The organism is Variovorax sp. AB1(2024), from assembly GCF_037482385.2.
Taxonomy (GTDB): Bacteria; Pseudomonadota; Gammaproteobacteria; order Burkholderiales; family Burkholderiaceae_C; genus Variovorax.
In genome coordinates, this window is record NZ_JBBHKP020000001.1 from 4,760,495 (window position 1) to 4,787,236 (window position 26,742).

Annotated in this window: 28 protein-coding genes; 10 read left to right on the forward strand and 18 right to left on the reverse strand. The window is 66.4% G+C overall.

Going from position 1 to position 26,742, the window contains the following annotated elements; all coding sequences use genetic code 11:
• Positions 1 to 3: 3 nt before the first annotated feature.
• From WIX39_RS22170 to clpB, 3 genes are all read right to left on the reverse strand, one after another.
• Positions 4 to 1,188, reverse strand: coding sequence for an acetyl-CoA C-acyltransferase family protein (locus WIX39_RS22170; RefSeq protein WP_409195848.1), 1,185 nt, complete (start codon positions 1,186 to 1,188; stop codon positions 4 to 6).
• A 109-nt stretch (positions 1,189 to 1,297) separates the two neighbouring features.
• Complete coding sequence (locus tag WIX39_RS22175; RefSeq protein WP_240204907.1) at positions 1,298 to 1,627, reverse strand: hypothetical protein; 330 nt, start codon at positions 1,625 to 1,627, stop codon at positions 1,298 to 1,300.
• 9 nt (positions 1,628 to 1,636) lie between these two features.
• Positions 1,637 to 4,258, reverse strand: a complete 2,622-nt coding sequence (gene clpB / locus WIX39_RS22180) for an ATP-dependent chaperone ClpB (protein WP_106933900.1) — start codon at positions 4,256 to 4,258, stop codon at positions 1,637 to 1,639.
• A gap of 138 nt (positions 4,259 to 4,396) precedes the next feature.
• Here clpB and WIX39_RS22185 point away from each other — a divergent pair, with 138 nt between their 5' ends.
• A complete protein-coding gene (locus tag WIX39_RS22185) occupies positions 4,397 to 5,392 on the forward strand; it encodes a Bug family tripartite tricarboxylate transporter substrate binding protein (RefSeq protein WP_409195849.1) in 996 nt (331 codons plus the stop codon).
• Here the strand turns inward: WIX39_RS22185 and WIX39_RS22190 are convergent.
• Complete coding sequence (locus tag WIX39_RS22190; protein WP_409195850.1) at positions 5,389 to 5,865, reverse strand: molybdenum cofactor biosynthesis protein MoaE; 477 nt, start codon at positions 5,863 to 5,865, stop codon at positions 5,389 to 5,391. The genes WIX39_RS22185 and WIX39_RS22190 overlap by 4 nt on opposite strands.
• A 260-nt stretch (positions 5,866 to 6,125) precedes the next feature.
• On the opposite strand from WIX39_RS22190, the gene dapA reads away from it, so the two are divergent.
• Positions 6,126 to 7,019, forward strand: a complete 894-nt coding sequence (gene dapA, locus WIX39_RS22195) for a 4-hydroxy-tetrahydrodipicolinate synthase (protein ID WP_409195851.1) — start codon at positions 6,126 to 6,128, stop codon at positions 7,017 to 7,019.
• Here the strand turns inward: dapA and moaD are convergent.
• The 7 genes from moaD to WIX39_RS22230 are packed head-to-tail and all read right to left on the reverse strand — an operon-like array spanning position 7,006 to position 14,174.
• The gene (gene moaD, locus WIX39_RS22200; protein ID WP_106933898.1) at positions 7,006 to 7,257 is read right to left on the reverse strand and encodes a molybdopterin converting factor subunit 1; all 252 of its coding nucleotides are present in this window, start codon (positions 7,255 to 7,257) and stop codon (positions 7,006 to 7,008) included. The genes dapA and moaD overlap by 14 nt on opposite strands.
• 8 nt (positions 7,258 to 7,265) lie before the next feature.
• Positions 7,266 to 8,552 (reverse strand): molybdopterin molybdotransferase MoeA, encoded by a 1,287-nt coding sequence (locus WIX39_RS22205; RefSeq protein ID WP_106933897.1) that lies wholly within the window; start codon positions 8,550 to 8,552, stop codon positions 7,266 to 7,268.
• Positions 8,545 to 9,090 carry a molybdopterin-guanine dinucleotide biosynthesis protein B gene (gene mobB, locus WIX39_RS22210; RefSeq protein WP_106933896.1) on the reverse strand — a complete coding sequence of 182 codons (546 nt, stop codon included), beginning with the start codon at positions 9,088 to 9,090 and terminating at the stop codon, positions 8,545 to 8,547. The genes WIX39_RS22205 and mobB overlap by 8 nt, the downstream gene beginning before the upstream one ends.
• A gap of 32 nt (positions 9,091 to 9,122) precedes the next feature.
• The gene (gene thrC / locus WIX39_RS22215) at positions 9,123 to 10,538 is read right to left on the reverse strand and encodes a threonine synthase (RefSeq protein ID WP_106933895.1); all 1,416 of its coding nucleotides are present in this window, start codon (positions 10,536 to 10,538) and stop codon (positions 9,123 to 9,125) included.
• A 38-nt stretch (positions 10,539 to 10,576) separates the two neighbouring features.
• Positions 10,577 to 11,899: a homoserine dehydrogenase gene (locus tag WIX39_RS22220; RefSeq protein WP_285414529.1), complete on the reverse strand. Its 1,323-nt coding sequence runs from the start codon at positions 11,897 to 11,899 to the stop codon at positions 10,577 to 10,579.
• Positions 11,900 to 11,913: 14 nt separating this feature from the next.
• Positions 11,914 to 12,945, reverse strand: coding sequence for a DUF1176 domain-containing protein (locus WIX39_RS22225; protein WP_106933893.1), 1,032 nt, complete (start codon positions 12,943 to 12,945; stop codon positions 11,914 to 11,916).
• On the reverse strand, positions 12,942 to 14,174 hold the full coding sequence (locus tag WIX39_RS22230) for a pyridoxal phosphate-dependent aminotransferase (RefSeq protein WP_106933892.1): 1,233 nt from the start codon (positions 14,172 to 14,174) through the stop codon (positions 12,942 to 12,944). The genes WIX39_RS22225 and WIX39_RS22230 overlap by 4 nt, the downstream gene beginning before the upstream one ends.
• Before the next feature lie 144 nt (positions 14,175 to 14,318).
• Here WIX39_RS22230 and WIX39_RS22235 point away from each other — a divergent pair, with 144 nt between their 5' ends.
• The 7 genes from WIX39_RS22235 (at position 14,319) to WIX39_RS22265 (ending at position 19,522) form a co-directional block, all read left to right on the forward strand.
• A complete protein-coding gene (locus WIX39_RS22235) occupies positions 14,319 to 14,702 on the forward strand; it encodes an Mth938-like domain-containing protein (protein ID WP_081270462.1) in 384 nt (127 codons plus the stop codon).
• Between the two features lie 146 nt (positions 14,703 to 14,848).
• Positions 14,849 to 15,325 carry a peroxiredoxin gene (locus tag WIX39_RS22240; RefSeq protein WP_007830801.1) on the forward strand — a complete coding sequence of 159 codons (477 nt, stop codon included), beginning with the start codon at positions 14,849 to 14,851 and terminating at the stop codon, positions 15,323 to 15,325.
• A gap of 200 nt (positions 15,326 to 15,525) precedes the next feature.
• Complete coding sequence (locus WIX39_RS22245) at positions 15,526 to 17,337, forward strand: PhoH family protein (protein ID WP_106933891.1); 1,812 nt, start codon at positions 15,526 to 15,528, stop codon at positions 17,335 to 17,337.
• Between the two features lie 152 nt (positions 17,338 to 17,489).
• Positions 17,490 to 17,861, forward strand: a complete 372-nt coding sequence (locus tag WIX39_RS22250; RefSeq protein ID WP_106933890.1) for a VOC family protein — start codon at positions 17,490 to 17,492, stop codon at positions 17,859 to 17,861.
• A gap of 6 nt (positions 17,862 to 17,867) precedes the next feature.
• The gene (locus WIX39_RS22255; protein WP_106933889.1) at positions 17,868 to 18,317 is read left to right on the forward strand and encodes an EVE domain-containing protein; all 450 of its coding nucleotides are present in this window, start codon (positions 17,868 to 17,870) and stop codon (positions 18,315 to 18,317) included.
• Positions 18,318 to 18,331: 14 nt separating this feature from the next.
• Positions 18,332 to 18,781, forward strand: coding sequence for a GyrI-like domain-containing protein (locus tag WIX39_RS22260; protein ID WP_081270466.1), 450 nt, complete (start codon positions 18,332 to 18,334; stop codon positions 18,779 to 18,781).
• 30 nt (positions 18,782 to 18,811) lie between these two features.
• A complete protein-coding gene (locus WIX39_RS22265; RefSeq protein ID WP_106933887.1) occupies positions 18,812 to 19,522 on the forward strand; it encodes a helix-turn-helix transcriptional regulator in 711 nt (236 codons plus the stop codon).
• A 6-nt stretch (positions 19,523 to 19,528) separates the two neighbouring features.
• On the opposite strand, the gene dnaB is transcribed toward WIX39_RS22265, so the two are convergent.
• From dnaB to ppsA, 7 genes are all read right to left on the reverse strand, one after another.
• The gene (gene dnaB, locus WIX39_RS22270) at positions 19,529 to 20,932 is read right to left on the reverse strand and encodes a replicative DNA helicase (protein ID WP_081270468.1); all 1,404 of its coding nucleotides are present in this window, start codon (positions 20,930 to 20,932) and stop codon (positions 19,529 to 19,531) included.
• Positions 20,933 to 21,102: 170 nt separating this feature from the next.
• Entirely contained in the window at positions 21,103 to 21,555 is a 453-nt protein-coding gene (gene rplI, locus WIX39_RS22275; protein WP_081270469.1) for a 50S ribosomal protein L9, read from the reverse strand.
• A 12-nt stretch (positions 21,556 to 21,567) separates the two neighbouring features.
• On the reverse strand, positions 21,568 to 21,849 hold the full coding sequence (gene rpsR, locus WIX39_RS22280; RefSeq protein WP_007830781.1) for a 30S ribosomal protein S18: 282 nt from the start codon (positions 21,847 to 21,849) through the stop codon (positions 21,568 to 21,570).
• Positions 21,850 to 21,870: 21 nt separating this feature from the next.
• Positions 21,871 to 22,185: a primosomal replication protein N gene (priB, locus tag WIX39_RS22285; protein ID WP_081270470.1), complete on the reverse strand. Its 315-nt coding sequence runs from the start codon at positions 22,183 to 22,185 to the stop codon at positions 21,871 to 21,873.
• A 4-nt stretch (positions 22,186 to 22,189) separates the two neighbouring features.
• Positions 22,190 to 22,564: a 30S ribosomal protein S6 gene (gene rpsF / locus WIX39_RS22290; protein ID WP_081270471.1), complete on the reverse strand. Its 375-nt coding sequence runs from the start codon at positions 22,562 to 22,564 to the stop codon at positions 22,190 to 22,192.
• A gap of 116 nt (positions 22,565 to 22,680) precedes the next feature.
• Positions 22,681 to 23,151, reverse strand: a complete 471-nt coding sequence (locus WIX39_RS22295) for a hypothetical protein (RefSeq protein WP_106933886.1) — start codon at positions 23,149 to 23,151, stop codon at positions 22,681 to 22,683.
• A 125-nt stretch (positions 23,152 to 23,276) separates the two neighbouring features.
• Entirely contained in the window at positions 23,277 to 25,670 is a 2,394-nt protein-coding gene (gene ppsA / locus WIX39_RS22300; protein ID WP_285414506.1) for a phosphoenolpyruvate synthase, read from the reverse strand.
• Positions 25,671 to 25,847: 177 nt separating this feature from the next.
• Between ppsA and ppsR the strand changes: the two genes are divergently transcribed.
• A complete protein-coding gene (gene ppsR, locus WIX39_RS22305) occupies positions 25,848 to 26,675 on the forward strand; it encodes a posphoenolpyruvate synthetase regulatory kinase/phosphorylase PpsR (RefSeq protein WP_081270474.1) in 828 nt (275 codons plus the stop codon).
• The last annotated feature ends 67 nt before the right edge of the window (positions 26,676 to 26,742 follow it).

Consider the following 26,742-nt stretch of genomic DNA (forward strand, 5'->3'; position numbering starts at 1 on the left):
CGTTCAGACCCGTTCGAAGACGGCGGCAATGCCCTGCCCGCCGCCGATGCACATCGTGACCAGCGCATAGCGCCCGCCCGTGCGATGCAGCTCGGCGATCGCCTTCGTGGTGATGATCGCGCCGGTCGCGCCCACCGGATGGCCCAGCGAAATGCCCGAGCCGTTCGGGTTCACCTTGGCGGGGTCGAAGCCCAGCTCCTTGATGACCGCGCAGGCCTGCGCCGCGAAGGCTTCGTTCGACTCGATCACGTCGAAGTCGCCTACCTTCAGGCCAGTGCGCTCCAGCACCTTGCGTGTGGCCGGCACCGGGCCGATGCCCATGTAGGCGGGCTCGACGCCGGCATGCGCATAGCCCACCAGGCGTGCGAGCGGCTTCAGGCCGCGCGCCTTGACGCTCTCGCCGGCAGCCAGCACCACCGCGGCGGCACCGTCGTTGATGCCCGAGGCATTGCCGGCGGTGACGAGGCCGTCCTTCTTGAATGCGGGTTTCATCTTCGACAGCGTCTCTACAGAGCTGTCGGCGCGCACATGCTCGTCGGTGTCGAACAGCACCACGCCCTTGCGCGTCTTCACCTCGACCGGAACGATCTGCTCCTTGAAGCGGCCCGCCGCGATGGCGGCCGCCGCGCGCTGCTGGCTGGCAACGGCCAGTTCGTCCATCTGCTCGCGCGTGATGCCGTAGCGCGCGGCCACGTTCTCGGCGGTGATGCCCATGTGGATCTTCTCCCACGGGTCGTGCAGGATGCCGAGCATGTAGTCGACCAGCACCGCGTCGCCCATGCGCGCGCCGTAGCGCGCCGAGGTGTCGAAGTACGGGCCGCGACTCATCGACTCCGAGCCGCCGCCGATGGCGATGTCGCAGTCGCCCAGCGCGATGGCCTGCGCCGCGGACACGATGGCCTGCAGGCCCGAGCCGCACAGGCGATTGACGTTGAAGGCCGGCGTTTCGATGGGGCAACCCGCGTCGATGGCCGCCACGCGGCTCAGGTAGGCGTCCTTCACGTCGGTGGGGATCACGTTGCCCATCACCACATGGCCGATGGCATCGCCCGCGAGGCCGCTGCGCTCGATGGCGGCCTTCACTGCCGTGGTGGCCAGCTGGGTGTTGGGTACATCCTTCAAGGCACCGCCGAAGGTGCCGATGGCGGTGCGGGCGGTGCCGACCACGAAGATGTCGCGCGAAGTCATGGGATGTCTCTCCTGGATGAAAGCGAAAGCCGCGAGAAGCGGCGGCTGCAGGAGGACGATTCTGACGGCGAACGGCGCGACGGGTTGTCGCGCGTGGAATAGCGCAGGCTCAGCCGCGCGAGACCGACTTGGGCGACACGTCGGTCACGTCGCTGGCGCTGCCGCGAATGCGCACCGGGCGCTCCACCGATTCGCCGCGCGCCCGGGCATTGGCCACGTCTGCGGCGCTGGGTTCGGCCGGCTGTGCCGCATTGCGAAATTTGTCGAAGCCGGAGCGGGGGTTGAAGCGCATCACCCAAGGGCTCACGGGCTTGCCCGTGAGACGCCCCCAGGCATAGCGCACACCCCACACAGCCGCCAGCAGCATGACCGCCACGGCCAGGCTGGCCGCGAAGACCAGCCCCAGAAGCAGAAGAATGACGCGAAAAATGAAGTTCATCATCCGACTTTAGGCCGAGGCAGCCGCGGTTGGTTCCCCGGTCTTCGTGAACGAGAACTGGCCCGGCGACCGGATCGGGTCGGTCGTGACCTCGATCGTGTCCTTCGGCCCGAAGCTGCCGTCCAGCAACAGCTTCGACAGCGGGTTCTCGATGCGCTGCTGGATGGCGCGCTTCAGCGGACGCGCGCCGAACACCGGGTCGAAGCCGACCTTGGCGATCTCCGCCAGCGCCGCCGGCGACACCTCCAGGCCCAGGTCCATCTTCGCGAGCCGCGCCTGCAGCACCTTGAGCTGGATCGCCGCGATCGATTCGATGTTCTTCGCGTCGAGCGCATGGAACACCACGGTCTCGTCGATGCGGTTCAGGAACTCGGGGCGGAAGTAGTTCTTCAGCTCGTCCCACACCGCTTCCTTGATCTCTTCCGAAGGCTTGCCCACCATGGCCTGGATGATGGGCGAGCCGATGTTGCTCGTCATCACGATCACGGTGTTCTTGAAGTCCACGGTGCGGCCCTGGCCGTCGGTCAGGCGGCCATCGTCCAGCACCTGCAGCAGCACGTTGAACACGTCCGGGTGGGCCTTCTCGACCTCGTCGAGCAGCACCACGCTGTAGGGCTTGCGGCGCACGGCTTCCGTGAGGTAGCCGCCCTCCTCGTAGCCCACGTAGCCCGGCGGCGCGCCGATCAGGCGGGCGACCGAATGCTTCTCCATGAACTCGCTCATGTCGATGCGGATCAGGTGGTCTTCGCTGTCGAACAGGAAGCCCGCGAGCGCCTTGCACAGCTCGGTCTTGCCCACGCCCGTGGGGCCCAGGAACAGGAACGAGCCCGTGGGGCGGTTCGGATCGGACAGGCCCGAGCGCGAACGGCGGATCGCGTTGGCGACCGCACCGATGGCCTCGTCCTGGCCGACCACGCGCTCGTGCAGCTTGTCTTCCATCACGAGCAGCTTGTCGCGCTCGCCCTGCATCAGCTTGGCGACCGGAATGCCGGTGGCACGCGCCACGACCTCGGCGATTTCCTCCGCGCCAACTTGCGTGCGCAGCAGCGTGGGCGCGCTCGACTTGCCCTTGCTCGCCTCGCTGGCCTCGGCTTCCTTCAGGCGCTTTTCAAGTGCCGGCAGTTGGCCGTACTGGAGCTCCGCGACCTTGTTGAAGTCGCCTTTGCGCTTCCATTCCTCGATCTGGAACTTGATCTTGTCGACGTCTTCGCGCACCTGCGCGCTGCCCTGGGCCTGCGCCTTCTCGGCCTGCCAGATCTCGTCGTAGTCGGCGATTTCCTTCTGCAGCTTGACGATCTCGTCCTCGATCAGGCCGAGGCGCTTCTGCGAGGCCTCGTCCTTTTCGCGGCGCACGGCTTCGCGCTCGATCTGCAGCTGGATGAGGCGGCGGTCGAGCCGGTCCATGACCTCGGGCTTGGAGTCCATCTCGATCTTGATCTTGGCCGCGGCCTCGTCGATCAGGTCGATGGCCTTGTCGGGCAGGAAGCGGTCGGTGATGTAGCGGTCGCTCAGTTCGGCCGCGGCCACGATGGCCGGGTCGGTGATCTGCACGCCGTGGTGCACTTCGTATTTTTCCTGCAGGCCGCGCAGGATGGCGATGGTGGCCTCCACGCTCGGTTCGCCCACGATGATCTTCTGGAAGCGGCGCTCCAGCGCGGCGTCCTTCTCGATGTACTTGCGGTATTCGTCGAGCGTGGTGGCGCCCACGCAGTGCAGCTCGCCGCGCGCAAGGGCCGGCTTGAGCATGTTGCCCGCATCCATGGCGCCTTCGGCCTTGCCGGCCCCGACCATGGTGTGCAGCTCGTCGATGAAGACGATGGTCTGGCCTTCGTCCTTCGCGAGTTCGTTGAGCACGGTCTTCAGGCGCTCTTCGAATTCGCCGCGGAACTTGGCGCCGGCCAGCAGCGCGGCCATGTCGAGCGACAGCACCCGCTTGCCCTTGAGCGAATCGGGCACCTCGCCCGCGACGATGCGCTGCGCGAGGCCTTCGACGATGGCGGTCTTGCCCACGCCAGGTTCGCCGATGAGCACGGGGTTGTTCTTGGTGCGGCGCTGCAGCACCTGGATGGCGCGGCGGATTTCCTCGTCGCGGCCGATGACCGGGTCGAGCTTGCCCAGCCGGGCCCGCTCGGTCAGGTCCAAGGTGTATTTCTTGAGCGCCTCGCGCTGGCCTTCGGCATCGGCGCTGTTCACGCCCTGGCCGCCGCGCACGGCGTCGATGGCCGATTCGAGCGACTTGCGGCTCAGGCCGTTTTCGCGGGCGGTCTTGCCGATGTCGGCCTTGCTGTCGGCCAGGGCCAGCAGGAAGAGTTCGCCTGCAATGAACTGGTCGTTGCGCTTGATGGCTTCCTTCTCGGTGGCCTGCAGCAGCTTGCCGAGTTCGGGGCCGACCTGCACGATGTCGTGGCCCTGCACCTGCGGCAGCTTCTTGATGGCTGCCTCGGCCCCGTTCAGCAGGCCGGGCACGTTGACGCCGGCACGCTCCAGCAGGGCGCGGGGACCGTCGTCCTGCCGCAGCATCGCGGCCAGCAGGTGAGCCGGCTCGATGTAGGCGTTGTCGTTGCCCAGCGCGAGCGACTGTGCGTCGCCCAGTGCTTCCTGAAATTTGGTGGTGAGTTTGTCTTGTCGCATGGTGGTATTCCTGCATCCAAAATAGGGCCGTTCGGGCACGATTCAAGGCTGCCGGCCAAGCCGGCGCACTGGGCACGGGTATTGCACGAGACCCGTTTCCTGCCCGTAGGCATTTCTCTCTCTCGAATGGAGTCGATCATGGTTTTTTCAATGCAGCGCGTTCAGCCGGTCCGCCGGGCGATCGGCGCCGGCCTCTTTCTAGCCGCCATGGGCCTGTGCGGCCTTGCGCAGGCGCAAAGCGGCACCCCCATCCGCCTGCTGGTGGGCTTTCCGGCAGGGGCCGGCACCGACGCCATTGCACGCACGCTGGGCGAAAAGCTCAAGGACGTGCTGGGCGTGCCCGTGGTGGTCGAGAACCGGGCGGGCGCGGGCGGGCAGATCGCGGCCACGGTGCTGAAGTCTTCGCCGGCCGACGGCCACACGCTGTTCCTGTCGCATGACCACACCATATCGATCCTGCCGCAGGTCGTGAAGAACCCCGGCTTCAACCCGGCCACCGACTTCGTGCCCGTGGCCGGCTTCGCCACCTTCGCCAACGTGCTGGCCGTCTCGGGCGGCACGCCGGCCAAGTCCATGGACGAATACGTGAAGTGGGTGCGCACGCAAAAGGGCGGCAAGGAAACCATCGGCATTCCCGCGCCGGCCTCCATTCCCGAGTTCCTGGTGAAGATGATCTCGGACAAGTACAAGATCGACGTGCAGCCCGCGCCCTACCGCGGCAGCGCGCCCATGACGGCCGACATGCTGGGCAACCAGATCACCGCGGGCATTGCCTCGGTGCCGGACTTCATCGAGAACCACAAGGCGGGCAAGGTGCGCATCGTCGCGTCCATCGGCGCCAAGCGCCAGGCGGTCATCCCGAACGTGCCGACCTTCACCGAACTGGGCTTCGCGAACCTGGACGACCTGCCCTACTACGGCATCTTCGCGCCGGTGGGCACGCCGCAGCCCATCATCGACAAGTACGGCGACGCGCTGCAGAAGGTGCTGGCCATGCCCGACGTGAAGCAGAAGCTCACCACGATGGGCCTGACGGTCGGCTACGAGCCGCAGGGCCAGTTCGCGGGCCGCGTTCGCACGTACACGCAGACCTGGGAGCGGATCATCCAGTCCAGCGGCTTCAAGCCTCTCTAGGCATTCGGGGCGCTGATGCCCCAGCGCGCCAGCGCCGCGTCGTCGGCCACGCGCGCATCGACCCAGCGGGCGCCTTCGGGCGTCTGCTCTTTCTTCCAGAACGGCGCCTGGGTCTTGAGGTAGTCCATCAGGAACTCGCAGGCCTCGAAGCTCTGGCCGCGGTGCGCCGAGACCACCGCCACCATCATGATCTGGTCCGGCGGCTTCAGCAGGCCCACGCGATGGATCACGCGCGCACCGAGGATGTCGAAGCGCCTGTGCGCCTCGTCGATCATGGCCTCGATGGCTTTCTCGGTCATGCCGGGGTAGTGCTCCAGCTCCATCGACGAAACGCTGCTGCCGTCGTTCCGGTCGCGCACGGTGCCCACGAAGCTGCAGACGGCGCCCACGCGTTTGTCGCCGTCGCGCAACGCGGCAACCTCCTGCGAGAGGTCGAAATCGGTCGTCTGGATCGAAACACGGGCAACGCTCATGTCCGAATTGTGGCATCGCGATAGACTGCGCCGATGCCCTGCCTTGCCACGCCCACGCTCTTCCCGGTGCCTTCGCACCCCGAAGACCGCCGTGCGCACCGGGGCAACAACAAAGCCAAAAAACCAAAGCTCGTCTGACCGGAGCCGAGGTTCCGTCGTCGGATGAGCGACGGAACCCGCCAAGGCCTTGGCCCCTCCTGGGTTGCGCGCGCATCGGACGATGGTTCTTTCCATCGGTCGATTCCTGAAAGGAAGCCCGCGTGCCTCAACAACAGAACCCCACCACCCCCGACTTTTCCGGCTTCTGGGTGGCCCTCGTCACCCCGTTGCGCAATGGCGCCGTCGACCACGCCGCGCTTGCCGCGCTGGTCCGCCGGCTCGCGAGCGACGGCGTGACAGGCTTCGTGCCCTGCGGCTCCACCGGCGAGGCGGCCGCGCTCGACGAGGCCGAGCAACTGGCCATGCTGGACACCGTGCTGGAAGCCGCGGGCGGCCTGCCGGTCGTGATGGGCATGTCCGGCTACCACCTGGGCAAGGCCACGGCATGGGCGCGCAAGCTCTCGGAGCGCCCTCTGGCGGGCCTGCTGGTGTCCGCGCCGCACTACGTGCGTCCCGCGCAGGCCGGACTGATTGAATGGTTCCACGCCATCGCCGATGCCAGCAGAGTGCCGGTGCTGGTCTACGACATTCCCTACCGCACCGGCGTCACCATCGCGCGCGACACGCTGCTGGCGCTGGCCGGGCACCCGCGCATCCGCGGCATCAAGGATTGCGGCGGCGACATGGCCAAGACGCGCGCCGTGATCGCCGATGGCCGGCTGCAGGTGCTGACGGGCGAAGACCACCAGATATTCAGCACCATGGCCGAAGGCGGCGTGGGCGCGATCGCGGCCAGCGGCAACGTGCAGACGCGGCGCTTCGTGCAACTGGTGCGGCTGCTGGCGCAGAACCGGCTGGCCGAGGCGCGCGCCGAGTGGCAGGCGCTGCAACCGCTGGTGGAAATGCTCTTTGCCGAACCGAACCCCGGCCCGGTGAAGGCGCTGCTCGCGCACGCGGGCGAAATGCAGGATGAATTGCGCTCGCCGATGACCCGTGCGTCAGATGGCCTGCGCGAGCGCCTGGTGGCGCTCGACGCCTCGCTCAACCGCCCGTGACCGGAGGAAAGAAGGCGACCTCGCAGCCTTCGTGCAGGGCTGCGGCTTCATCGCTCATCGCCTGGTCGAGCGCCATGCGCACCGCCCTGCCCCGGGCCAGCGCGGTGGCGTAGGCGCCGCCCCTGGCAATGAGTTCGTCGCGCAGGGCGGCGAGCGTTTCGGTCTTCGTGTCGACGGCTTCGCCACTGCTGGAAAGCGCCTCGCGCACCGAGGCGAAATAACGGACCTGGACTTTCATGAGCGGATTCAGCCCAGCAGCGAAGCGAAGGGAATGAAGTCGACGGTGTCGCCGGACTGGATCGTCTGCCCCGCCGGGTTGTCGACCACGCCGTCGCCCCAGACCATCGAGGTGAGCACGCCCGAACTCTGGTTGCCGAAGAGCTCGAGGCCGCCCGCCGCGTTGCGCCGCGCGCGCAGGAACTCACGGCGCTTGTCGGCGCGCGGCCAGTCGAAATCGGCGCGCATCTTCACCGGCTCCGGCGCAACGCGCGTGGCGCCTTGCAGCGTCAGCAGGAAGGGCCGCACCAGCATCAGGAAGGTCAGGAAGCTCGACACCGGGTTGCCCGGCAGCCCGGTCACATGGCAGGCGCCCTGCCCGTTGCCGCGCGCGATGGAGCCATAGGCGAAAGGCTTGCCGGGCTTCATCGACAGCGACCACAGCTGCAGTTCGCCCAGCGACTGCAAGGCCGCGCGGATGTGGTCTTCCTCGCCGACGGACACGCCGCCGGTCGTGATGATCAGGTCGCTGGACTCGGCCGCATCGCGCAGCGCCGCGATGGTGGTCTCGCGGTTGTCGGGCACGATGCCCAAGTCGTTCACCTCGCAGCCCAGGCGATGCAGCAGCGCACGCATGAAGAAGCGGTTGGAGTTGTAGATGGCGCCGGGCTTCATCGCGTCGGGCGCGACCTCGCCGGGCATCACCAGCTCGTCGCCGGTGGAGAGCATCGCCACGCGTGGCTTGCGGGCCACCGGCAGCTTGTGGAAGCCGATGCTGGCCGCCAGGCCGAGCGCGGCGGGCGTCAGGCGCTCGCCCTTCTTGAGCACGACATCCCCGGAGGCCACGTCTTCCCCTGCGCGGCGAATCCACTGGCCGGCTGCCGGCACGATGGCGATGCGCACCGAGCCCAGGCCGCCCTCCTGCGGCGTGGCGGCCGTGTCTTCCTGCATCACGACCGCGTCGGCGCCTTCGGGGATCTGCGCGCCCGTGAAGATGCGCGCCGCCGTGCCTGCCGCGAGCGGCGTGCCGACGGTGCCCGCGGGAATGCGCTGCGCCACCTTCAGCTCGGCGCCCGGCGCGGCGCAGTCGGCCACGCGCACGGCATAGCCGTCCATGGCGCTGTTGTCGCGCGGCGGCACCGTGAGGCCGGAGACGAGGTCTTGCGCCAGCACGCGGCCATCGGCGTCGAAGGTGACGATGCTTTCGGTCGCGAGCGCCGGTTGCGCCTTCGCGAGCAGGACGGCGATGGCCTCGTCCAGCGGCATCAGCGGCGGACGCGACGAAGAAGCGGAGAAGGGAACGGGTGAATCAGCCATGGTGTTCGGGGTTGTATTCGAAGCGGTCGCCGCTGTCGATCAACCACTTCGCAATGGCCTCGGCGTCGTTGAGGTCGAACAGCGGGCGCGCGGTGGGCGACGGCAGGCTGCCCGGCGCGTCAGTGGCCACGGCGGTGACGAAGGGGTCGTCCGGGTACAGCACGGGCCGCGAAGGCTCGCCCGCTCCCGGCTCGCGCCAGACCTCGATCTTGAGCAGGTCGCTGTGCCGGAAGCCCTCGACCAGCACCCAGTCGGCCGCGGCATGCACTTCGGCCAGCAGTTGGTGCACGCTGGGCTCGACGGGCACCTCGAACTCGCGCATCACCGCCAGCCGCTGGTCGGACGCCACCACCACCTCGAAGGCTCCGGCCTGGCGGTGGCGCCAGGTGTCCTTGCCCGGATGGTCGATGTCGAACTTGTGGTGCGCATGCTTGACCACCGACACGCGCAGCCCGTGCCGCTTGAGCGCCGGAATCAGGCGCTCGAGCAGCGTGGTCTTGCCCGCGCCCGAATAGCCGGCAAACCCGACCACCTTCATGCGACGACCTTCATGCGCGGGCCCGGCCGTGGTCAGTCACAGTTCTGCGCGATGTAGGCCTTGACGGCTTCCGCGTCGGCCGGCAGCTTGACGACGCGCTTGGGCAGCGCCTCGATGCCTTCGAACTTCTTCGGGCGCGCGGGCTCTTCGCCCAGCGCCTCGACCAGCGTGGCCGCGAACTTGATGGGCAAGGCGGTTTCGAGCACCACCATCGGCACGCCCGGCACGATGTGCTCGCGCGCGGCCTTCAGGCCGTCGGCCGTGTGCGGGTCGACCAGCGTTGCAAAGCGCTTGTCGGTGTCACGGATGACGGCCAGGCGGTCTGCATGCGTGCTGCGGCTGCTCTTGAAGCCGAAGCGCCCGGCGGCCTGCTGGAACGCCGGGTCGCCGCTCAGGTCGAAGCTGCCCTGCACGCCCAGGTCTTCCACGAACAGCTTGCGCAGCCGGGCGGCGTCGCGGCCCACCAGGTCGAACACGAAGCGCTCGAAGTTGCTGGCCTTGCTGATGTCCATCGACGGGCTGGAGGTCTCGTGCGTGTCGGCCGCGCCGCGCACGCGGTACACGCCGGTGCGGAAGAACTCGTCGAGCACGTCGTTCTCGTTGGTGGCGACCACCAGCGTCTGGATCGGCAGGCCCATCATGCGTGCCACGTGGCCCGCGCAGACGTTGCCGAAGTTGCCCGAGGGCACGGTGAAGCTCACCGGCTTGTCGTTGCTCGCCGTGGCCTGGAAGTAGCCAGCGAAGTAATAGACCACCTGCGCCAGCAGCCGCGCCCAGTTGATCGAGTTGACCGTGCCGATGCGGTACTTGCGCTTGAAGCCCAAGTCGTTCGACACCGCCTTGACGATGTCCTGGCAGTCGTCGAACACGCCGGTGATGGCGATGTTGTGAATGTTCTCGTCCTGCAGGCTGAACATCTGCGCCTGCTGGAACGGGCTCATGCGGCCGTCCGGCGAGGTCATGAAGACGCGCACGCCCTTCTTGCCGCGCATGGCGTACTCGGCAGCGCTGCCGGTGTCGCCGCTGGTGGCGCCCAGGATGTTGAGCTCCGAGCCGCGGCGCGCCAGTTCGTACTCGAACAGGTTGCCCAGCAGCTGCATCGCCATGTCCTTGAAGGCCAGCGTGGGGCCGTTGGACAGGGCTTCGAGGTACACGCCGTCTTCGAGCTCGCGCAGCGGCACGATCTCGTCGGTACCGAACACTTCGGCGGTGTAGGTCTTCGCGCAGAGCGCCTTCAGGTCGGCCGGCGGAATGTCGTCGATGTAGAGCGAGAGGATCTCGAAGGCCAGCTCGGCGTACGGCAGCGCGCGCCACTTGGCGAGCGTGGCGGTGTCGACCTGCGGGTATTGCTCGGGCAGGTAGAGCCCGCCGTCGGGCGCGAGGCCTTCGAGGAGGATTTCGCAGAAGCGCTTGCGGTCGGGGTGGCCGCGGGTGCTCAGGTAGTTCACTTTGAATGCTCGGTTGTTTGGCTTGGGCGCGCCGTCGCTCAGGACAGCTCTTCCTTGCGGATGCGCACGATCGGCTGCAGCACGGTGGGCAGCGCCTGCAGTTCGGCCAGCACATCGTTGACGGTGCCTTCGCGCGCGTCGTGCGTGAGGATGATGAGGTCGGTCTGCGTCGAGCCCTCGCCACCCACTTCGTCGGCCTCGCGCTGCAGCACCGCGTCGATGCTGATGCCGGCGGTGGCGAGCAGGCCCGTCACCTTGGCGAGCACGCCGGCCTGGTCGGCCACGCGCAGGCGCAGGTAGTAGCTGGTGACGACCTCGGTCATCGGCAGCACCTTCAGGTCGCTCATGGCGTCGGGGTGGAAGGCCAGGTGCGGCACGCGGTGCGCCGCGTCGGCCGTGTGCAGGCGGGTGATGTCGACCAGGTCGGCGATCACGGCGCTGGCCGTGGGCTCGCTGCCCGCGCCCTTGCCGTAGTAGAGCGTGGTGCCCACGGCGTCGCCGTGCACCACCACCGCGTTCATCGCGCCCTCGACGTTCGCCAGCAGGCGCTTCGACGGCACCAGCGACGGGTGCACGCGCAGCTCGATGCCCTTGGCGGTGCGCTTGGTCACGCCCAGCAGCTTGATGCGGTAGCCGAGCTGCTCGGCGTACTTGATGTCCTGCGCGGCGAGCTTGGTGATGCCCTCGATGTGGGCCTTGTCGAACTGCACCGGAATGCCGAAGGCGATGGCGCTCATCAGCGTGACCTTGTGGCCGGCGTCCACGCCTTCGATGTCGAAGGTCGGGTCGGCTTCGGCGTAGCCCAGGCGCTGCGCTTCCTTGAGCACGGTCGCGAAGTCCAGGCCCTTGTCGCGCATCTCGGACAGGATGAAGTTGGTGGTGCCGTTGATGATGCCGGCCAGCCACTGGATGCTGTTGGCCGTGAGGCCTTCGCGCAGCGCCTTGATGATCGGGATGCCGCCGGCCACCGCGGCCTCGAAGGCCACCATCACGCCCTTGGCGTGCGCGGCCGCGAAGATCTCGGTGCCGTGCACCGCGAGCAGCGCCTTGTTGGCCGTGACCACGTGCTTGCCGGCCGCGATGGCTTCGAGCACCAGCTGCTTCGCGATGCCGTAGCCGCCGATCAGCTCGATGACGATGTCGATGTCGGGGTTGGCGATGATTTCGCGCGCATCGGCAACCACTTTCACGCCTTCGCCGGCCACTTCGCGGGCGCGGGCGGTGTCGAGGTCGGCCACCATGGTGATCTCGATGCCGCGGCCGGCACGGCGCTTGATTTCTTCCTGGTTGCGCTGGAGCACCTTGAAGGTGCCGCTGCCGACCGTGCCTGCGCCGAGCAGGCCTACTTGGATGGATTTCATTGGGAGAGTCGCGTTCATGGTTTGGATGGGGTGGCGGCCGGCTCGGTCACGACGACGCGGCTGACGTAGCGGGGCAAGCTCCAGGCACCACCGGCGAAGCCACGGCACATGCCGTCGCCCGTCGCGCCGGTGCGCACGAAGTCCTTGCCGTTGAAATTCCAGGTCTCGGCCGACCAGCAGTCGCCGATGCCGCGCCCCTTCATGGAAGAGGTGACGCTGGCGTCCTTTTCGTCGAACTCGCCGCTCGCCTCGAGGGACACGGGCGCATAAGGCGGCTTGTCGCCGGCAATCCAGAGCAGCGTGGTGTAGTTGTACGCCCCCACGCCGCAGCCCAGGGCCAGCAGCACCTTGCGGTCGTTCAGGCGGTGGACTTCCACCGACTTGGCGTTGACCTGTTCCTGGTTGTTGCACTGCTCGAGCGCGTCTTTCAGGTCGAGCGAGGGGAAGATGCGCGCGGCCAGGGCGGCATCGCCGGGACGCGCCTTCGGCGGCCTCGGCACGTTGACGACGGGCATGGGCACAGGCTGCAGCGCCGAGGATTCGGGCCTGCTGCCCTTGCGCACCAGCGCACCCGGCGTGCCGACCCGGCCCTGCGCCTCGTCCATCTTCAGCAGCACGGCATTGAGGCCGGACAGCGAAAGAACCCACTTCTTGCCGCCGCCCGCCGTGACCTGGGCTTCGTCGCCCTTGAGGAGTTCGGGCAGCACGGAACGGACCTGGCTGTCGTCGAAGCTGGCGGTTCCCGCCTCGAGGCCCGAGACCGTGGCCTTGCCGACCTTGAAGCGCAGCGTGCCCTTGACGCCGTCGGCGTCGCCGATCTGGAGCTGGATGTCGATCGGCGTGCCGGGGCCGGCCTTGCGGGTAACGAGCATCGACACCGGCTCGCTGCCGCCGCTGTCCGCCTGGTAGCCGGCGGCCCGGCAGGTCAGCGTGTTGTCGCAGGCCAGCTCCCAGTCGTTGTGCGAGAACGCAACCGGTTCCTTGCCGGCGGCGCCAACGGACAGCGCGACCAGGGACAGCGCCACGGCGACACGGGCGAGGTTCATGAGCCCGTCTTGCGGCGCAGGCGGTACTGCTCCAGGAACTTGGCGATGCGGTTGATAGCTTCGCGCAGGTCGTCCTCGTGGGGCAGGAACACGATGCGGAAATGGTCGGGCGTGGCCCAGTTGAAGCCGGTGCCCTGCACCAGCATCACGCGGGTTTCCTTCAGCAGCTCGAGGAAGAACTGGCGGTCGTCCTCGATCGGGTAGACCTCGGGGTCGAGCTTGGGAAACATGTAGAGCGCGGCGCTCGGCTTGACGCAGCTCACGCCGGGAATGGCGGTGATCAGCTCGTAGGCCAGGTCGCGCTGGCGGCGCAGGCGCCCGCCTTCGCACACGAGGTCGTTGATGCTCTGGTAGCCGCCCAGCGCCGTCTGGATGGCCCATTGGCCCGGCACGTTGGCGCACAGGCGCATGTTCGAGAGCATGTTCAGGCCCTCGATGTAGTCCTGCGCGGCGCGCTTGTTGCCCGACACCGCGAGCCAGCCGGCACGGTAGCCGCACGAGCGGTAGCTCTTGGAGAGCGAATTGAAGGTCAGCGTGAGCACGTCGGTCGACAGGCTCGCGATGGCGGTGTGCTTGACGCCGTCGTAGAGCACCTTGTCGTAGACCTCGTCGGCGAAGATCACGAGGTCGTGCTCGCGCGCGATGGCCACGATGCTCTTGAGCAGGTCGTCGGAATACAGCGCGCCGGTCGGGTTGTTCGGATTGATGACCACGATGCCCTTGGTGCGCGGCGTGATCTTGGCGCGGATGTCGTCCAGGTTGGGCATCCAGCCGTTGGCCTCGTCGCACAGGTAGTGCACCGGGGTGCCGCCGGACAGGCTCGTGGAAGCGGTCCACAGCGGATAGTCGGGGGCAGGCAGGAGCAGCTCGTCGCCGTCGTTGAGCAGCGCGTTGGTGGACATGGCGATCAGCTCGCTGGCGCCGTTGCCGAGGTAGATGTCGTCGAGTGTGACGCCCACGACACCCTGCTTCTGCGTCTCGTGCATCACGGCCTTGCGCGCGGCGAAGACACCCTTGCTGTCCGAATAGCCCGCCGAGGTCGGCAGGTTGCGGATCATGTCCTGCTGGATTTCCTCGGGCGCGTCGAAGCCGAACACGGCCAGGTTGCCGATGTTGAGCTTGATGATCTTCTGGCCGTCCTCTTCCATCTGCTTGGCGGCATCCATGATGGGACCGCGGATGTCGTAGAGGACGTTGGCCAGCTTGGCCGATTTCTTGAGCTGCTTCAAAGGGCCCTCCCGGGCGCGGATTAACGGGTTGAGACGGGTTTGTTACTCGGAGATACAGGCCGGCGAGGTTGGCTTGCGAAAGCCCTTGCAGGCCCTCTGGCACCAGGGAAAACCTATAATTTGACCACAGTTCCCAGTGCCCAGATGAAGCTCCAGCCCGACAAATCAGACGCCCAGTCCCTCACCGCGCACGGCCCCGGCTGGGTTGCAATCAACAACGAAAAAGTCGAAGGCAGCGTGGTCGTCGGCTCGCGCGGCGAGCGCTTCGAGTGGAACTGCGCCAGCTTCGACCAGCTCGGGCCGGAGCATTTCGCGCAACTGACCGCGCTGGGCGCGGAATTGATCATCTTCGGCAGCGGAAACCGCATCCGCTTTCCCCAGCCGGCGTGGCTGAAGCCCCTCATGGCGCAGCGCACCGGGGTCGAGACCATGGACACAGCCGCCGCCTGCCGGACCTACAACATCCTGGCCGGGGAAGGCCGCCACGTAATCGCCGCGCTGCTGGTCGAGAGCCCGGCGGGTGGCTGATAGAGGCGTTTTCGGGGTAAAATACTAGGTTGCGAACAGGCCAGCTACCCCAAAGTTAGCAACGACCAATCCTCCATTCATCGAGCGAGCCCCGAAAAAGGCTGAGAGGGCTCGAAGAACGGAATCTAACGGAGAAAACAAGTTTCATGGCGATCGTTGTCAACAAACCCATTCCTGAATTCGACGCCAACGCCACGGGCGGCCTCAAGGTCTCGAATACCTCGCATCTCGGCCACGTGCTGGTCATGTATTTTTACCCGAAAGATAACACTCCGGGTTGTACTACCGAAGCGATGCAGTTTCGCGACCGCTACAAAGACTTCGAAAAAGCCGGTGCCACCGTCTTCGGCGTGTCCCGCGACAACATGAAGTCGCACGACGAATTCAAGGCCAAGCTCGAACTCCCCTTCGAACTCATCGCCGACACCGAAGAAAAGATGTGCCACATGTTCGGCGTGGTCAAGAACAAGATCATGTACGGCAAGAAGGTCAAGGGCATCGAGCGCAGCACCTTCCTGATCGGCGCCGACGGCATCCTGAAGGCCGAATGGCGCGGGCTCAAGGTTCCGGGGCACGTCGACGACGTGCTCAAGGCGGTCAAGGCGCTCAAGAAGGCGGCCTGATCACCGCAGGGGCGCTCTGGCGGCGCGGCGTGGGAAATGCCCAACGCCACGCGCAAAAGAGCCCCCGGTGCTTCATTTGCGGTGTGCATAATGGCCTCATGCCGTTGAGCTCCACGACCGCATCCTCCGAACAAAGCCGCCTTGGTCTTCAGGCGGCTTTTTCGTTTTCTGGTTCCCACTTCCTGCGAGCGACCTGACACATGCCATTGCCCCCCGCCCCCACGAAACGCGCCGCATTGCTCTCGCCGGACGCAATCGACGCGCCCGCCCGTTCCTCGCACCGGGGCTCGCGCCGCGCTACCGACCAGCGCGCCGATGAGGCGCCCGCGCGCACGCCGCAACCGCTGGAACTGTTCGACAGCATCGGCACCGACGGTGCCGGCGGCGCATCCGCGGCCACGCGCCCGGCGCGCCGGACCAAGGCGAAAGCCGCGCCCGCTGCCACTCCCGCGACCGCACCGGCGCCCGTGAGCGCGCCCCAGCCGCAAGCCCTCATACAGGTCGAGACGAAGGTACAGCCGACCGCACCGGTCGCTGCTCCCGCACCTGTCTCGTCGGCGCCGCAGACTCCCGCCCGCCCCAAGCGCAGCAAGTCCGCCGGTCCCGCCAAGCTCTTCGTGCTCGACACCAACGTGCTGCTGCACGACCCGATGTGCCTGTTCCGCTTCGAGGAGCACGACATCTTCCTGCCGATGATCGTGCTGGAAGAGCTCGACGGCCACAAGAAAGGCACGACCGAAGTCGCACGCAACGGCCGCCAGACCAGCCGCACGCTTGACGCGCTGGCCGCCGCGCAGGATGCCGACATCGACAAGGGCCTGAAGCTCGACACCACCGGCCACCGCGAAGCCGGCGGCCGGCTGTTCTTCCAGACCGCACCGCTGGACTACTCGCTGCCGGTCAGCCTGCCCCAGGGCAAGGCGGACAACCAGATCCTCGGCGTGGTGCAGGCGCTGCGCGACGAGTACGCCACCGACAAGCCAGGCAAGCCGAAGCAAGAGGTCGTGCTGGTGTCGAAGGACATCAACATGCGCGTCAAGGCGCGCGCGCTCGGCCTGGCCGCCGACGACTACCAGAACGACAAGACGCTGGAAGATGGCGACCTGCTCTACGCCGGCTCGCTGGCCCTGCCGCCCGACTTCTGGACCCGCCAGAGCAAGACGGTCGAAAGCTGGCAGAGCGGCAGCAACACCTTCTACCGGATCAGCGGTCCGCTGGTGCCCAACCTGTACATCAACCAGTTCGTCTTCTTCGAAGCGCCGGGCGAGCCGAGCATGTACGCGCGCGTCACCGAAATCCGCGACAAGACCGCGGTGCTGAAGACGCTCAAGGACTACAGCTCGGGCAAGAACGCCGTGTGGGGCGTGAACACCCGCAACCGCGAGCAGAACTTCGCGATGAACCTGCTGATGGACCCGGAAATCGACTTCGTCACGCTGACCGGCACCGCCGGCACCGGCAAGACCCTGATGGCGCTGGCCTCCGGTCTCACGCAGGTGCTGGACGACCGCCGCTACACCGAGATCATCATGACCCGCGCCACCGTGAGCGTGGGCGAAGACATCGGCTTCCTGCCCGGCACCGAGGAAGAAAAGATGGGCCCCTGGATGGGCGCGCTCGACGACAACCTCGAGTTCCTGGCCAAGGGTGACGGCGGCGGTGCCGGCGAGTGGGGCCGCGCGGCCACCAACGAGCTGATCCGCAGCCGCATCAAGGTCAAGAGCATGAACTTCATGCGCGGGCGCACCTTCCTGAACAAGTACGTGATCATCGACGAGGCGCAGAACCTGACGCCCAAGCAGATGAAGACGCTGATCACGCGCGCAGGCCCCGGCACCAAGATCATCTGCATGGGCAACCTCGCGCAGATCGACACGCCGTACCTCACGGAAGGCTCCTCCGGCCTGACCTTCGCGGTCGACAAGTTCAAGGGCTGGCCGCACGGCGGGCACATCACGCTGGCGCGCGGCGAACGCTCGCGGCTGGCCGATTTCGCGAGCGACGTGCTCTAGCCTTCGCTTCGTCCCGCACAGGGCCCGCGCATGCTCCCCGGAGCGTGCGCGGGCTTTTTTTCGACCTGCCGACAGGCTACTGACAAGACGCTGTCAGTAGCCCGCCAGCACCATCGGGGCTCCTCAACAACACACGAAAGAGAGCCCTCCAAATGCAAAACGCCATCAGCTGGTTCGAGATCCCGGTCGCCGACATGGACCGCGCCCAGGCCTTCTACGAGACCGTACTGGGCCGCAAGCTGCGTCGCGAGACCTTCGGCGCCGACACGCTGGCCGTGTTCCCCCACGACAAGCCCGCCACGGGCGGCGCCCTGCAAGCCGGCGCGAGCGGCAGCGCACGTGCAGGCACCGGAATCCGCATCTACCTCGACTGCACGCCCGGCATCGACGCCGTGCTGGCACGCGTCGAGGCGGCTGGCGGACAGATCGTGGGGGCCAAGTCCGCGCTGCCTCCGGGCATGGGTTTCATCGCCTATATGCGCGACACCGAAGGCAACGAAGTCGGCCTGCACGCACCGGACTGAACCACCATGACGCAGCGAAACTGGATCGCCGTGGCCAGCGCCGAGCATGCCCGGCGTGGCCGCGACCACCGGCCCACCGGCTTCATGCAGGTGGGCCACGGCAAGCACGCGCCGCTCAAGCGGCTGTCGCCCGGAGACCGCGTGGCCTACTATTCGCCGGCCACAGTGTTCGGCGGCACCGACAGGCTGCAGAGCTTCGTCGCGATCGGCATCGTGCAGTCGGGCGGGCCGTACGAGTTCGACATGGGCAACGGTTTCGTGCCGTGGCGCCGCGACGTGGCATATGCCACGTCGCATGAAGCGCCCATCGCGCCGTTGATCGAACGGCTCGCCTTCATCGAGAACCCCAGGCAGTGGGGCTACAAATTCCGCTTCGGCATGTTCGAGGTCAACGATGGCGACATGCGGCTGATCGCCCAGGCCATGAAGGCGGAAGCGAAGACACTATCGTTTTGAGGAGAAGAAGAAACATGGAACCCATCCGCCAGCACGTCGACGCCTTTCGCGTTTCGGGCATCACCGTGCGCACCACCAACCGCGAAGAGAGCACGCCGGCCACTGCGCGCCTCGGCGCGCTGTGGGGACGCTTCTTCGGCGAAGAGACTTACGCGTCGACACCGAACCGGACGGCGGACACCCGCATCTTCGGCGTCTACTCGGGCTACGAGTCGGACGCCGATGGCGCGTTCGACGTGACCGCCGGTGTCGCCGTCTCGAACGGGCAAGGCAGCATTTCCGTCGAAGCCGGCGACTACCTCGTCTTCACCGGACAGGGCGAGATGCCGCACATGGTGATCGCCGCCTGGCAACGCATATGGCAATACTTCGAGACGCACCCGGAGGTCACACGCAGCTACCGCAGCGATTTCGAGGCCTATGAAGGACCGGACAAGGTGGCGATCCACATCGGCGTTGCATGAGCCCCGGAAAGAACTGAACGGAACAAGCCGATGCGCCGCGCCGACCGCCTCTTCCAGATCGTGCAGCTCATTCGCGGGCGGCGCCTCACCACGGCCGCCTTCCTGGCGCAGCGGCTCGAGGTGTCGGAGCGAACGGTGTACCGCGACGTGGCCGACCTGCAGCACCAGGGCGTGCCCATCGAAGGCGAGGCCGGCATGGGCTACCGGCTGGGCATGGGCTTCGAGCTGCCGCCGCTGATGTTCACGCAGGACGAGGCGTCGGCCCTGGTGGCTGCCGCGCGGATGGCGCAGAGCTGGGTCGATCCGGCACTCGCACGCGACATCGAGACCGGCCTCGGCAAGATCCTGTCGGTGCTGCCGGCGGCGGCGCGGGTGTCGGCCGAGGCGCTGGCGCTCTACGCTCCCGCGATGGGCCTGGACCCCGCCTTGCGTGCGCGGCTGCAGACGCTGCGCGAGGCCGTGCAGTCGCGCAACAAGCTGCGGCTGGCCTACCGCGACGTGTCGGGCGACGCCAGCGAACGCACGGTGCGGCCGCTGGGCTGCTTCTACTGGGGCAAGGTGTGGACGCTGTCGGCGTGGTGCGAGCTGCGCGACGACTTCCGCGGCTTCCGGCTGGACCGCATGGACGCGATCGACATGCTGCCCGATCGTTTTCGCGACGAGCCCGGCAAGACGCTGGCCGACCTGCTTCGCACCTTCAAGGTCGAGAAGGTGCAGGGGCAGATCGTGCCGATCAAGTAGGCCCGCTCAGTACTGCTCGTTGTTGCTGTAGCCGGCCAGGTTCTCGAACTTGGTGAGCGGCTTCAGGAAGGCCAGCTTGACGGTGCCCGTGGGGCCGTTGCGGTGCTTGCTGATGATCACCTCGGCCACGCCCGGCTCCTTGCTGTTCTTGTCGTAGTAGTCGTCGCGGTAGATGAACATGATGATGTCCGCGTCCTGCTCGATGGCGCCGGATTCGCGCAAGTCGCTCATCATGGGGCGCTTGTCGGTGCGGCTCTCGACGCCGCGGCTGAGCTGCGACAGCGCGATCACCGGGCACTTCAGTTCCTTGGCCAGCATCTTCAGGCCGCGCGAGATTTCGCCCACGGCAGTGGCCCGGTTCTCGTCGGAGCTGCTGGTCGACATCAGCTGCAGGTAGTCGACCACGATCAGGCCGAGCCGTCCGTACTGGCGCGCCAGCCGCCGCGCATTGGCGCGCAGTTCGCTGGTCGAGAGGCCCGGCGTCTCGTCGATGTGCAGCGACACCGTGCGCAGCTTCTCGATGGCCTCGGTCAGGCGCGGCCACTCCTCGTCGCTGAGCTTGCCGGTGCGCAGATGGCCCTGGTCGATGCGGCCGATGGAGCCGACGATACGCACCGCAAGCTGGGAGGCGCCCATTTCCATCGAGAACACGGCCACCGGCAGGCCTTCGTCGAGCGCCACGTGCTCGGCGATGTTGATGGCGAGCGAGGTCTTGCCCATCGATGGACGCGCGGCCAGCACGATCATGTCGCCGGGCTGCAGGCCCGAGGTCATCTTGTCGAAGTCGTGGAAGCCGGTGCGGATGCCCGTGATGTCGTTCGGGTTCTCGGCCATCTCGGTGACGCGGTCGAGCAGTTCGACAACCAGGGCATCCATGCTCTGGAAGCCCTGCTTCATCCGCGTGCCTTCTTCGCCGATGTTGAAGATCTTCTGCTCTGCCTCGTCCAGGATCTTGTCGACCGGCTTGCCCTGCGGGTTGAAGGCCTGCGTCGCGATCTCGTCGCTGGCGGACACCAGTTTTCGCAGGATCGAGCGCTCGCGCACGATCTCCGCATAGCGCCGGATGTTGCTCGCGCTTGGCACGTACTGCGCGAGAGAGTTCAGGTAGACCAGCCCGCCGATCTCGTCGGCCTTGCCGAGGTTCTGCAGCTGCTCGTAGACCGTGATCACGTCGGCCGGCTTGCTGGCGTTGATCAGCCCGCCGATGGCGGCATAGATCAGCTTGTGTTCGTGCCGGTAGAAGTCGCCGTCAACCAGCAGGTCGCCCATGCGGTCCCAAGCCCCGTTGTCGAGCAGCAGCCCGCCGAGCACGCTCGATTCGGCCTCGATGGAATGAGGCGGAATGCGCAGTTGGGCGATCTGGCGGTCGGCCGACGGGTCATTGTCGGCATAGGAGAAAACGGCGGACATGGACTTCCCTTGCAACCCTGCATGCTAAGCCGCGCACGCCGATGCGTGTGTGGACAAGGTTGTGAATAAACGGTGATCTTCCAGTGCAATGCGCTGGAAAACACGTGCGCGAAAAAAGAAAAGCCGCCCGAAGGCGGCTTCTGCTGCAGCGCACAAGGCGCTGTGAGCGATCAGGCGGTTTCGCCGTAGACCGTCACGGTGATGTCGACCACCACGTCGGTGTGCAGGGCAACGCTCACGGTGCTGTCGCCGACGACCTTGATCGGGCCGTTGGGCAGGCGAACCTGCGACTTGACAACCTTGTAGCCTTGCTTGCCCAGCTCTTCGGCGATGTCGCCGTTGGTGACCGAGCCGAACAGACGGCCGTCGACGCCAGCCTTTTGCGTCAGCTTGATGGTCGTGCCACCGAGCTTTTCGCCTTGAGCTTGCGATTCGGCCAGCTTGGCGGCCGCAGCCTTTTCGAGTTCGGCGCGCTTGGCTTCGAATTCGGCCTTGTTGGCAGCGGTGGCACGGCGGGCCAGGCCCGTCGGGATCAGGAAGTTGCGAGCGTAGCCGTCCTTGACCTTGACGATATCGCCCAGGGCACCGACGTTGACAACCTTGTCCAGAAGAATGATTTGCATGTTCTCGACTCCTTAGACGCGGTGCTGGTCGCTGTACGGCACCATGGCCAGGAAGCGCGCGCGCTTGATGGCGGTGTTCAGCTGGCGTTGGTAGATCGCGCGCGTGCCGGTCAGGCGGGCGGGAATGATCTTGCCGTTTTCGCTGATGAAGTCACGCAGCGTGTCGATGTCCTTGTAGTCGATTTCTTCGACGCCAGCGACGGTGAAGCGGCAGAAGCGCTTGCGCTTGAACAGCAGCGACTGGGTGTTGCGCTTCGGGCGCTTGTCTTTGTTGAATTTCTTGAACGTGGCCATTTGAGGACCTCTTTTCGAAAATTAATCTTGCTGAAAATCCTGGATATGCAGGACCGGATGCTTGCCGTTGCCCGGTGTCGCGAGAAAGCCCTGAAAACGCCAGAGGCTCCCCATCGACTGCTTTGCGAGCCGTTCGGCGATTGCGCCGAAGGCCACGGCCTTGAGGGCCGTCTTGACCTGCCGGGGCTTGCCCTCTTCCTGGAGCGTCGACTCGTGTTCGAGCTTCAGGTCGATGGCGGGCAAGCCGGCCGGCGTGAATCGCAAGGCTCCGAGTTCGGCAACGGAGGCGGACAGCAGAAGCTGGTTGACCCCGGTTGCCGCAGCGGCAGCAGTCACACCATCAGTTGTTGTTGGCGGCGTACTCGGCCTGCTGGGCCTTGCGGGCCTCTTCGCGCTCGACCGTCTTCATCATCGACGAAGGACCGGTTTCGGCCTTCTTCTTCTGGACGGTCAGGTGGCGCAGCACGGCGTCGTTGAACTTGAACGCGTGTTCCAGTTCGGCCATCACGGCTTGTTCGGCTTCGATGTTGACGCACAGGTAGTGCGCCTTGTTGAGCTTGTTGATCTGGTAAGCCAGCTGACGGCGGCCCCAGTCTTCAACGCGGTGGACATTGCCGCCGCCGGCCGTGATCAGGCCCTTGTAGCGCTCCAGCATGGCCGGAACTTGTTCGCTCTGATCCGGGTGGATCAGCAAAATGATTTCGTAGTGACGCATGGCACTCCTTGTGGATTCTTCCGAAGAAGAGGAAAAGCCACCTGCAGCGTCGGGCGCAGTGTGGCAAGGCAAAGCCGGCGATTATAGCCCTGTAATCGGCACTCCGGCAAGGCGGCTCAGTCGCCCAGCGCCTTGTCCAGGGCGGCAGCCTTCTCCGGGCCGACCGCGGCACGGATCTTGGGCGCCAGCGCCATCAGGTCGTCGTAGCTGGTCGTGCCCTCGACCTGGAGGTTGAGCCGGAAGCCCATCAGGCCCAGGCTGCCGGTGAGCTGGGTGGCGATGGGATAGGCGTCCTTGTAGCGCTGCTGCTTGCTGCGGCCGGAGCCGCTGGCGGCCGGCTTCGGCTCCTCGGCAGGGGCCGGGCCCGCGGCAACAGGCTGCGCGGCCTTGCCGCCCACAGGCTCCAGCACGCCGAGCGAGATCATCTGATCGATGTCCTCCCGCGAAATGCCCATGCCCGCGGCGAGCACGTCATCGACCGACCGCTTGCCGTCGAACAGGATGAACGCCGAGCGCTGGCGCGGCGACAGCGGGACCGACCGGTCTTTGAGGGCCTGGTGGCCCGCTTCGGTCTTGAGAAGAATCATGGTGGTCCCCGTTCCGGGATGCGCCCGTGAGTTCCCTCAAGTCTGGCAGCAAATACGCAATTTGTTTCAAAAACAGGCCGATGACGCGGGAATCCCCCATGGGGGATTTCCGCAATCCACGGGCTTCAGCGCTTGGCGAGTTGTTGCCAGGTGTCGATCACGCTGTCGGGGTTCAGCGAGATCGACTCGATGCCCTGCTCCGCCAGCCACAGCGCGAAGTCGGGGTGGTCGCTGGGGCCCTGACCGCAGATGCCGACGTACTTGCCCTGCGCCTTGCAGGCCTTGATGGCGCGGCTCAGCATGGCCTTCACGGCAGGGTCGCGCTCGTCGAAGTCGGCGGCCAGCAGTTCGAGGCCCGAGTCGCGGTCCAGGCCCAGGGTGAGCTGGGTCAGGTCGTTCGAGCCGATCGAGAAGCCGTCGAAGAACTGCAGGAACTCGTCCGCCAGGATGGCGTTGCTGGGCACCTCGCACATCATGATCAGCTTGAGCTCGTTCTCGCCGCGCTTCAGGCCGTGCTCGCCGAGCAGGCCGGTCACGCGCTCTGCCTGGCCCAGCGTGCGCACGAAGGGCACCATGATCTGCACGTTGGTCAGGCCCATGTCGTTGCGCACACGCTTCAGCGCCTCGCATTCCATGGCAAAGGCTTCGCCGAAATCGGCGCTCAGGTAGCGCGCTGCGCCGCGGAAACCCAGCATCGGGTTTTCTTCTTCCGGCTCGTAGCGGCTGCCGCCGATCAGCTTGCGGTACTCGTTCGACTTGAAGTCGGACAGGCGCACGATGACGGGCTTGGGCCAGAACGCCGCCGCGATGGTCGCGATGCCTTCGGCCACCTTGTCGACGTAGAACGCGCGCGGCGAGGCGTGGCCGCGGGCCACCGACTCGACGGCCTTCTTCAGGTCGTTGTCGACGTTCGGATAGTCGAGGATCGCCTTCGGGTGCACGCCGATGTTGTTGTTGATGATGAACTCCAGGCGGGCGAGGCCCACGCCGTGGTTCGGCAACTGCGCGAAGTCGAAGGCGAGCTGCGGGTTGCCCACGTTCATCATGATCTTGAGATCGATCTCGGGCATCACGCCGCGCTGCACTTCTGTCACTTCGGTCTCGAGCAGGCCGTCGTAGATGAAGCCGGTGTCGCCCTCGGCGCAGCTCACGGTCACCAGGGTGCCGTCTTTCAGCAGGTCGGTGGCGTCGCCACAGCCGACCACGGCCGGAATGCCGAGTTCACGCGCGATGATGGCCGCGTGGCAGGTACGCCCGCCACGGTTGGTGACGATGGCGGCGGCGCGCTTCATCACCGGCTCCCAGTTGGGATCGGTCATGTCGGTGACGAGCACGTCGCCGGCCTGCACCTTGTCCATTTCGCTGATGTTGTGCACCAGCCGCACGGGGCCGGTGCCGATCTTCTGGCCGATGGCGCGGCCCTCGGCCAGCACTGCGCCCTTGCCCAGCAGCTTGTAGCGCTGCTCGGCCTTGCCCTGCTGCTGGCTCTTCACCGTCTCGGGGCGTGCCTGCAGGATGTAGAGGTGGCCGTCGGTGCCGTCCTTGCCCCACTCGATGTCCATCGGGCGGCCGTAGTGCTCTTCGATGACCAGCGCATACCTGGCCAGTTGCTCGACGTCGGCGTCGCTCAGCGAGTAGCGGTTGCGCTGCTCGGCCTTGACGTCGGTGGTCTTCACCAGCTTGCCGCTCGCCTTTTTCTCTTCGGGCGTCGCGAACTCCATCTGGATCAGCTTGGAGCCGAGGTTGCGGCGGATCACGGCCTTCTTGCCGGCCTTGAGCGTCGGCTTGTGCACGTAGAACTCGTCGGGGTTCACGGCGCCCTGCACCACCGTTTCGCCCAGGCCGTAGCTGGAGGTGATGAACACCACGTCTTCGAAGCCCGATTCGGTGTCGATGGTGAACATGACGCCGGCGGCGCCGAGGTCGGAGCGCACCATGCGCTGCACGCCGGCCGACAGCGCGACCACGTCGTGCTCGAAGCCCTTGTGCACGCGGTAGCTGATGGCGCGATCGTTGTAGAGGGAGGCGAAGACCTCCTTCATCTTGTGCAGCACGTCGTCGATGCCGACCACGTTCAGGAAAGTCTCTTGCTGGCCGGCGAACGAGGCGTCGGGCAGGTCTTCCGCGGTGGCGGAGGAACGCACGGCGAACGACGCGGCCGGGTTGCCGGCGCTCAGCGTGGCAAAGGCCTCGCCGATGGCTTTCTGCAGGTCGGCCGGGAAAGGCTGGGCCTCGACCATGGCGCGGATCTCGGCGCCGGCGGCGGCCAGCGCGCGCACGTCTTCGGTGTCCAGGGCGGCCAGGCGCTTGCTGATCTTGTCGGCCAGGCCGTCGTGGGCCAGGAACTGGCGGAATGCGTGCGCCGTGGTCGCGAAACCGGTCGGCACCCGCACGCCCTGCGGCAGCTGCGAGATCATTTCGCCGAGGCTGGCGTTCTTGCCGCCAACCGCCTCGACGTCGGTCATTCTCAGGTTTTCAAACGGTACGACCAGGGCGGTCGCGTCGAAAAGTGCAGACATGGGGAAGCTCCAGAAGTTGAAACCGGTGCCGCATGCAGACGGCGCGGCACGATCGTTGTCGTTGCTTTGGGTGCGAGCGCGGTGTGCATGGAAAGAATTGGGGCCGGGAAGCGGATTCCCGATAATGGCCCGGATTGTAGGCGTGGCGAGGTTGTCCGCGCCGCAGGACAAGGCCGCATGACCACGCATTCACGCACAGTTTTCTTCATTTCCGACGGCACCGGTATTACCGCGGAGACCTTCGGCAACGCCGTTCTGGCCCAGTTCGAGATGAAACCGCGCCACGTCCGGCTGCCTTTCACCGACACGGTCGACAAGGCCCACCAGGCAGTGCGGCAGATCAACCACACCGCCGAACTCGAGGGCGTGCGCCCCATCGTCTTCACCACGCTGGCCAACATGGACGTGCTGGAAGTGATCGAAACCGGCTGCAAGGGCATGCTGCTGGACATGTTCGGCACCTTCGTGCGGCCGCTGGAAATAGAGCTGGGCGTGAAATCCAACCACCGCATCGGCCGCTTCAGCGACGTCAGCAAGAGCAAGGAATACAACGACCGCATCGCCGCGATCGATTTCAGCCTGCAGCACGACGACGGCCAGAGCAACCGCGACCTCGAGGGCGCCGACGTGATCCTGGTGGGCGTGAGCCGCAGCGGCAAGACGCCTACCTCCCTCTACCTGGCAATGCAGCACGGCCTGAAGGCGGCCAACTATCCGCTGATACCGGAAGACTTCGACCGCCGCCAGCTGCCGCCGGCCCTGACGCCACACCGCAAGAAGATTTTCGGACTGACCATCCAGCCCGACCGGCTCAGCGAGATCCGCAACGAGCGCAGGCCGAACTCCCGCTACGCCAGCCTCGAGAACTGCCGCCACGAGGTGAGCGAGGCCGAGGCGATGATGCGGCGCGCCGGCATCCGATGGCTGTCGACCACCACCAAGTCGATCGAGGAAATCGCGACGACGATCCTGCAGGAACTGCGGCCCGAGCGGCTGACGTACTGATTCCGCTATCTTCTGGATAGCAAAAAGCGCCCGGCTGGCGGGCGCTTTTTCATGGATGGCTCGACCG

Coding starts and splice junctions, on each gene's coding strand:
- mobB (WP_106933896.1), bottom strand. CDS start 9,090: ATGAAGGTGGTCGGGTTTGCCGGCTATTCGGGCGCGGGCAAGACCACG.
- WIX39_RS22255 (WP_106933889.1), top strand. CDS start 17,868: ATGACGCAGCGAAACTGGATCGCCGTGGCCAGCGCCGAGCATGCCCGG.
- WIX39_RS22295 (WP_106933886.1), bottom strand. CDS start 23,151: ATGATTCTTCTCAAGACCGAAGCGGGCCACCAGGCCCTCAAAGACCGG.
- WIX39_RS22220 (WP_285414529.1), bottom strand. CDS start 11,899: ATGAAATCCATCCAAGTAGGCCTGCTCGGCGCAGGCACGGTCGGCAGC.
- clpB (WP_106933900.1), bottom strand. CDS start 4,258: ATGCGACAAGACAAACTCACCACCAAATTTCAGGAAGCACTGGGCGAC.
- WIX39_RS22250 (WP_106933890.1), top strand. CDS start 17,490: ATGCAAAACGCCATCAGCTGGTTCGAGATCCCGGTCGCCGACATGGAC.
- WIX39_RS22190 (WP_409195850.1), bottom strand. CDS start 5,865: ATGAGCGTTGCCCGTGTTTCGATCCAGACGACCGATTTCGACCTCTCG.
- dnaB (WP_081270468.1), bottom strand. CDS start 20,932: ATGTCCGCCGTTTTCTCCTATGCCGACAATGACCCGTCGGCCGACCGC.
- rpsF (WP_081270471.1), bottom strand. CDS start 22,564: ATGCGTCACTACGAAATCATTTTGCTGATCCACCCGGATCAGAGCGAA.
- WIX39_RS22260 (WP_081270466.1), top strand. CDS start 18,332: ATGGAACCCATCCGCCAGCACGTCGACGCCTTTCGCGTTTCGGGCATC.
- moaD (WP_106933898.1), bottom strand. CDS start 7,257: ATGAAAGTCCAGGTCCGTTATTTCGCCTCGGTGCGCGAGGCGCTTTCC.
- WIX39_RS22240 (WP_007830801.1), top strand. CDS start 14,849: ATGGCGATCGTTGTCAACAAACCCATTCCTGAATTCGACGCCAACGCC.
- WIX39_RS22205 (WP_106933897.1), bottom strand. CDS start 8,552: ATGGCTGATTCACCCGTTCCCTTCTCCGCTTCTTCGTCGCGTCCGCCG.
- WIX39_RS22185 (WP_409195849.1), top strand. CDS start 4,397: ATGGTTTTTTCAATGCAGCGCGTTCAGCCGGTCCGCCGGGCGATCGGC.
- rplI (WP_081270469.1), bottom strand. CDS start 21,555: ATGCAAATCATTCTTCTGGACAAGGTTGTCAACGTCGGTGCCCTGGGC.
- WIX39_RS22175 (WP_240204907.1), bottom strand. CDS start 1,627: ATGAACTTCATTTTTCGCGTCATTCTTCTGCTTCTGGGGCTGGTCTTC.
- WIX39_RS22265 (WP_106933887.1), top strand. CDS start 18,812: ATGCGCCGCGCCGACCGCCTCTTCCAGATCGTGCAGCTCATTCGCGGG.
- ppsR (WP_081270474.1), top strand. CDS start 25,848: ATGACCACGCATTCACGCACAGTTTTCTTCATTTCCGACGGCACCGGT.
- WIX39_RS22225 (WP_106933893.1), bottom strand. CDS start 12,945: ATGAACCTCGCCCGTGTCGCCGTGGCGCTGTCCCTGGTCGCGCTGTCC.
- WIX39_RS22245 (WP_106933891.1), top strand. CDS start 15,526: ATGCCATTGCCCCCCGCCCCCACGAAACGCGCCGCATTGCTCTCGCCG.
- WIX39_RS22170 (WP_409195848.1), bottom strand. CDS start 1,188: ATGACTTCGCGCGACATCTTCGTGGTCGGCACCGCCCGCACCGCCATC.
- WIX39_RS22235 (WP_081270462.1), top strand. CDS start 14,319: ATGAAGCTCCAGCCCGACAAATCAGACGCCCAGTCCCTCACCGCGCAC.
- rpsR (WP_007830781.1), bottom strand. CDS start 21,849: ATGGCCACGTTCAAGAAATTCAACAAAGACAAGCGCCCGAAGCGCAAC.
- ppsA (WP_285414506.1), bottom strand. CDS start 25,670: ATGTCTGCACTTTTCGACGCGACCGCCCTGGTCGTACCGTTTGAAAAC.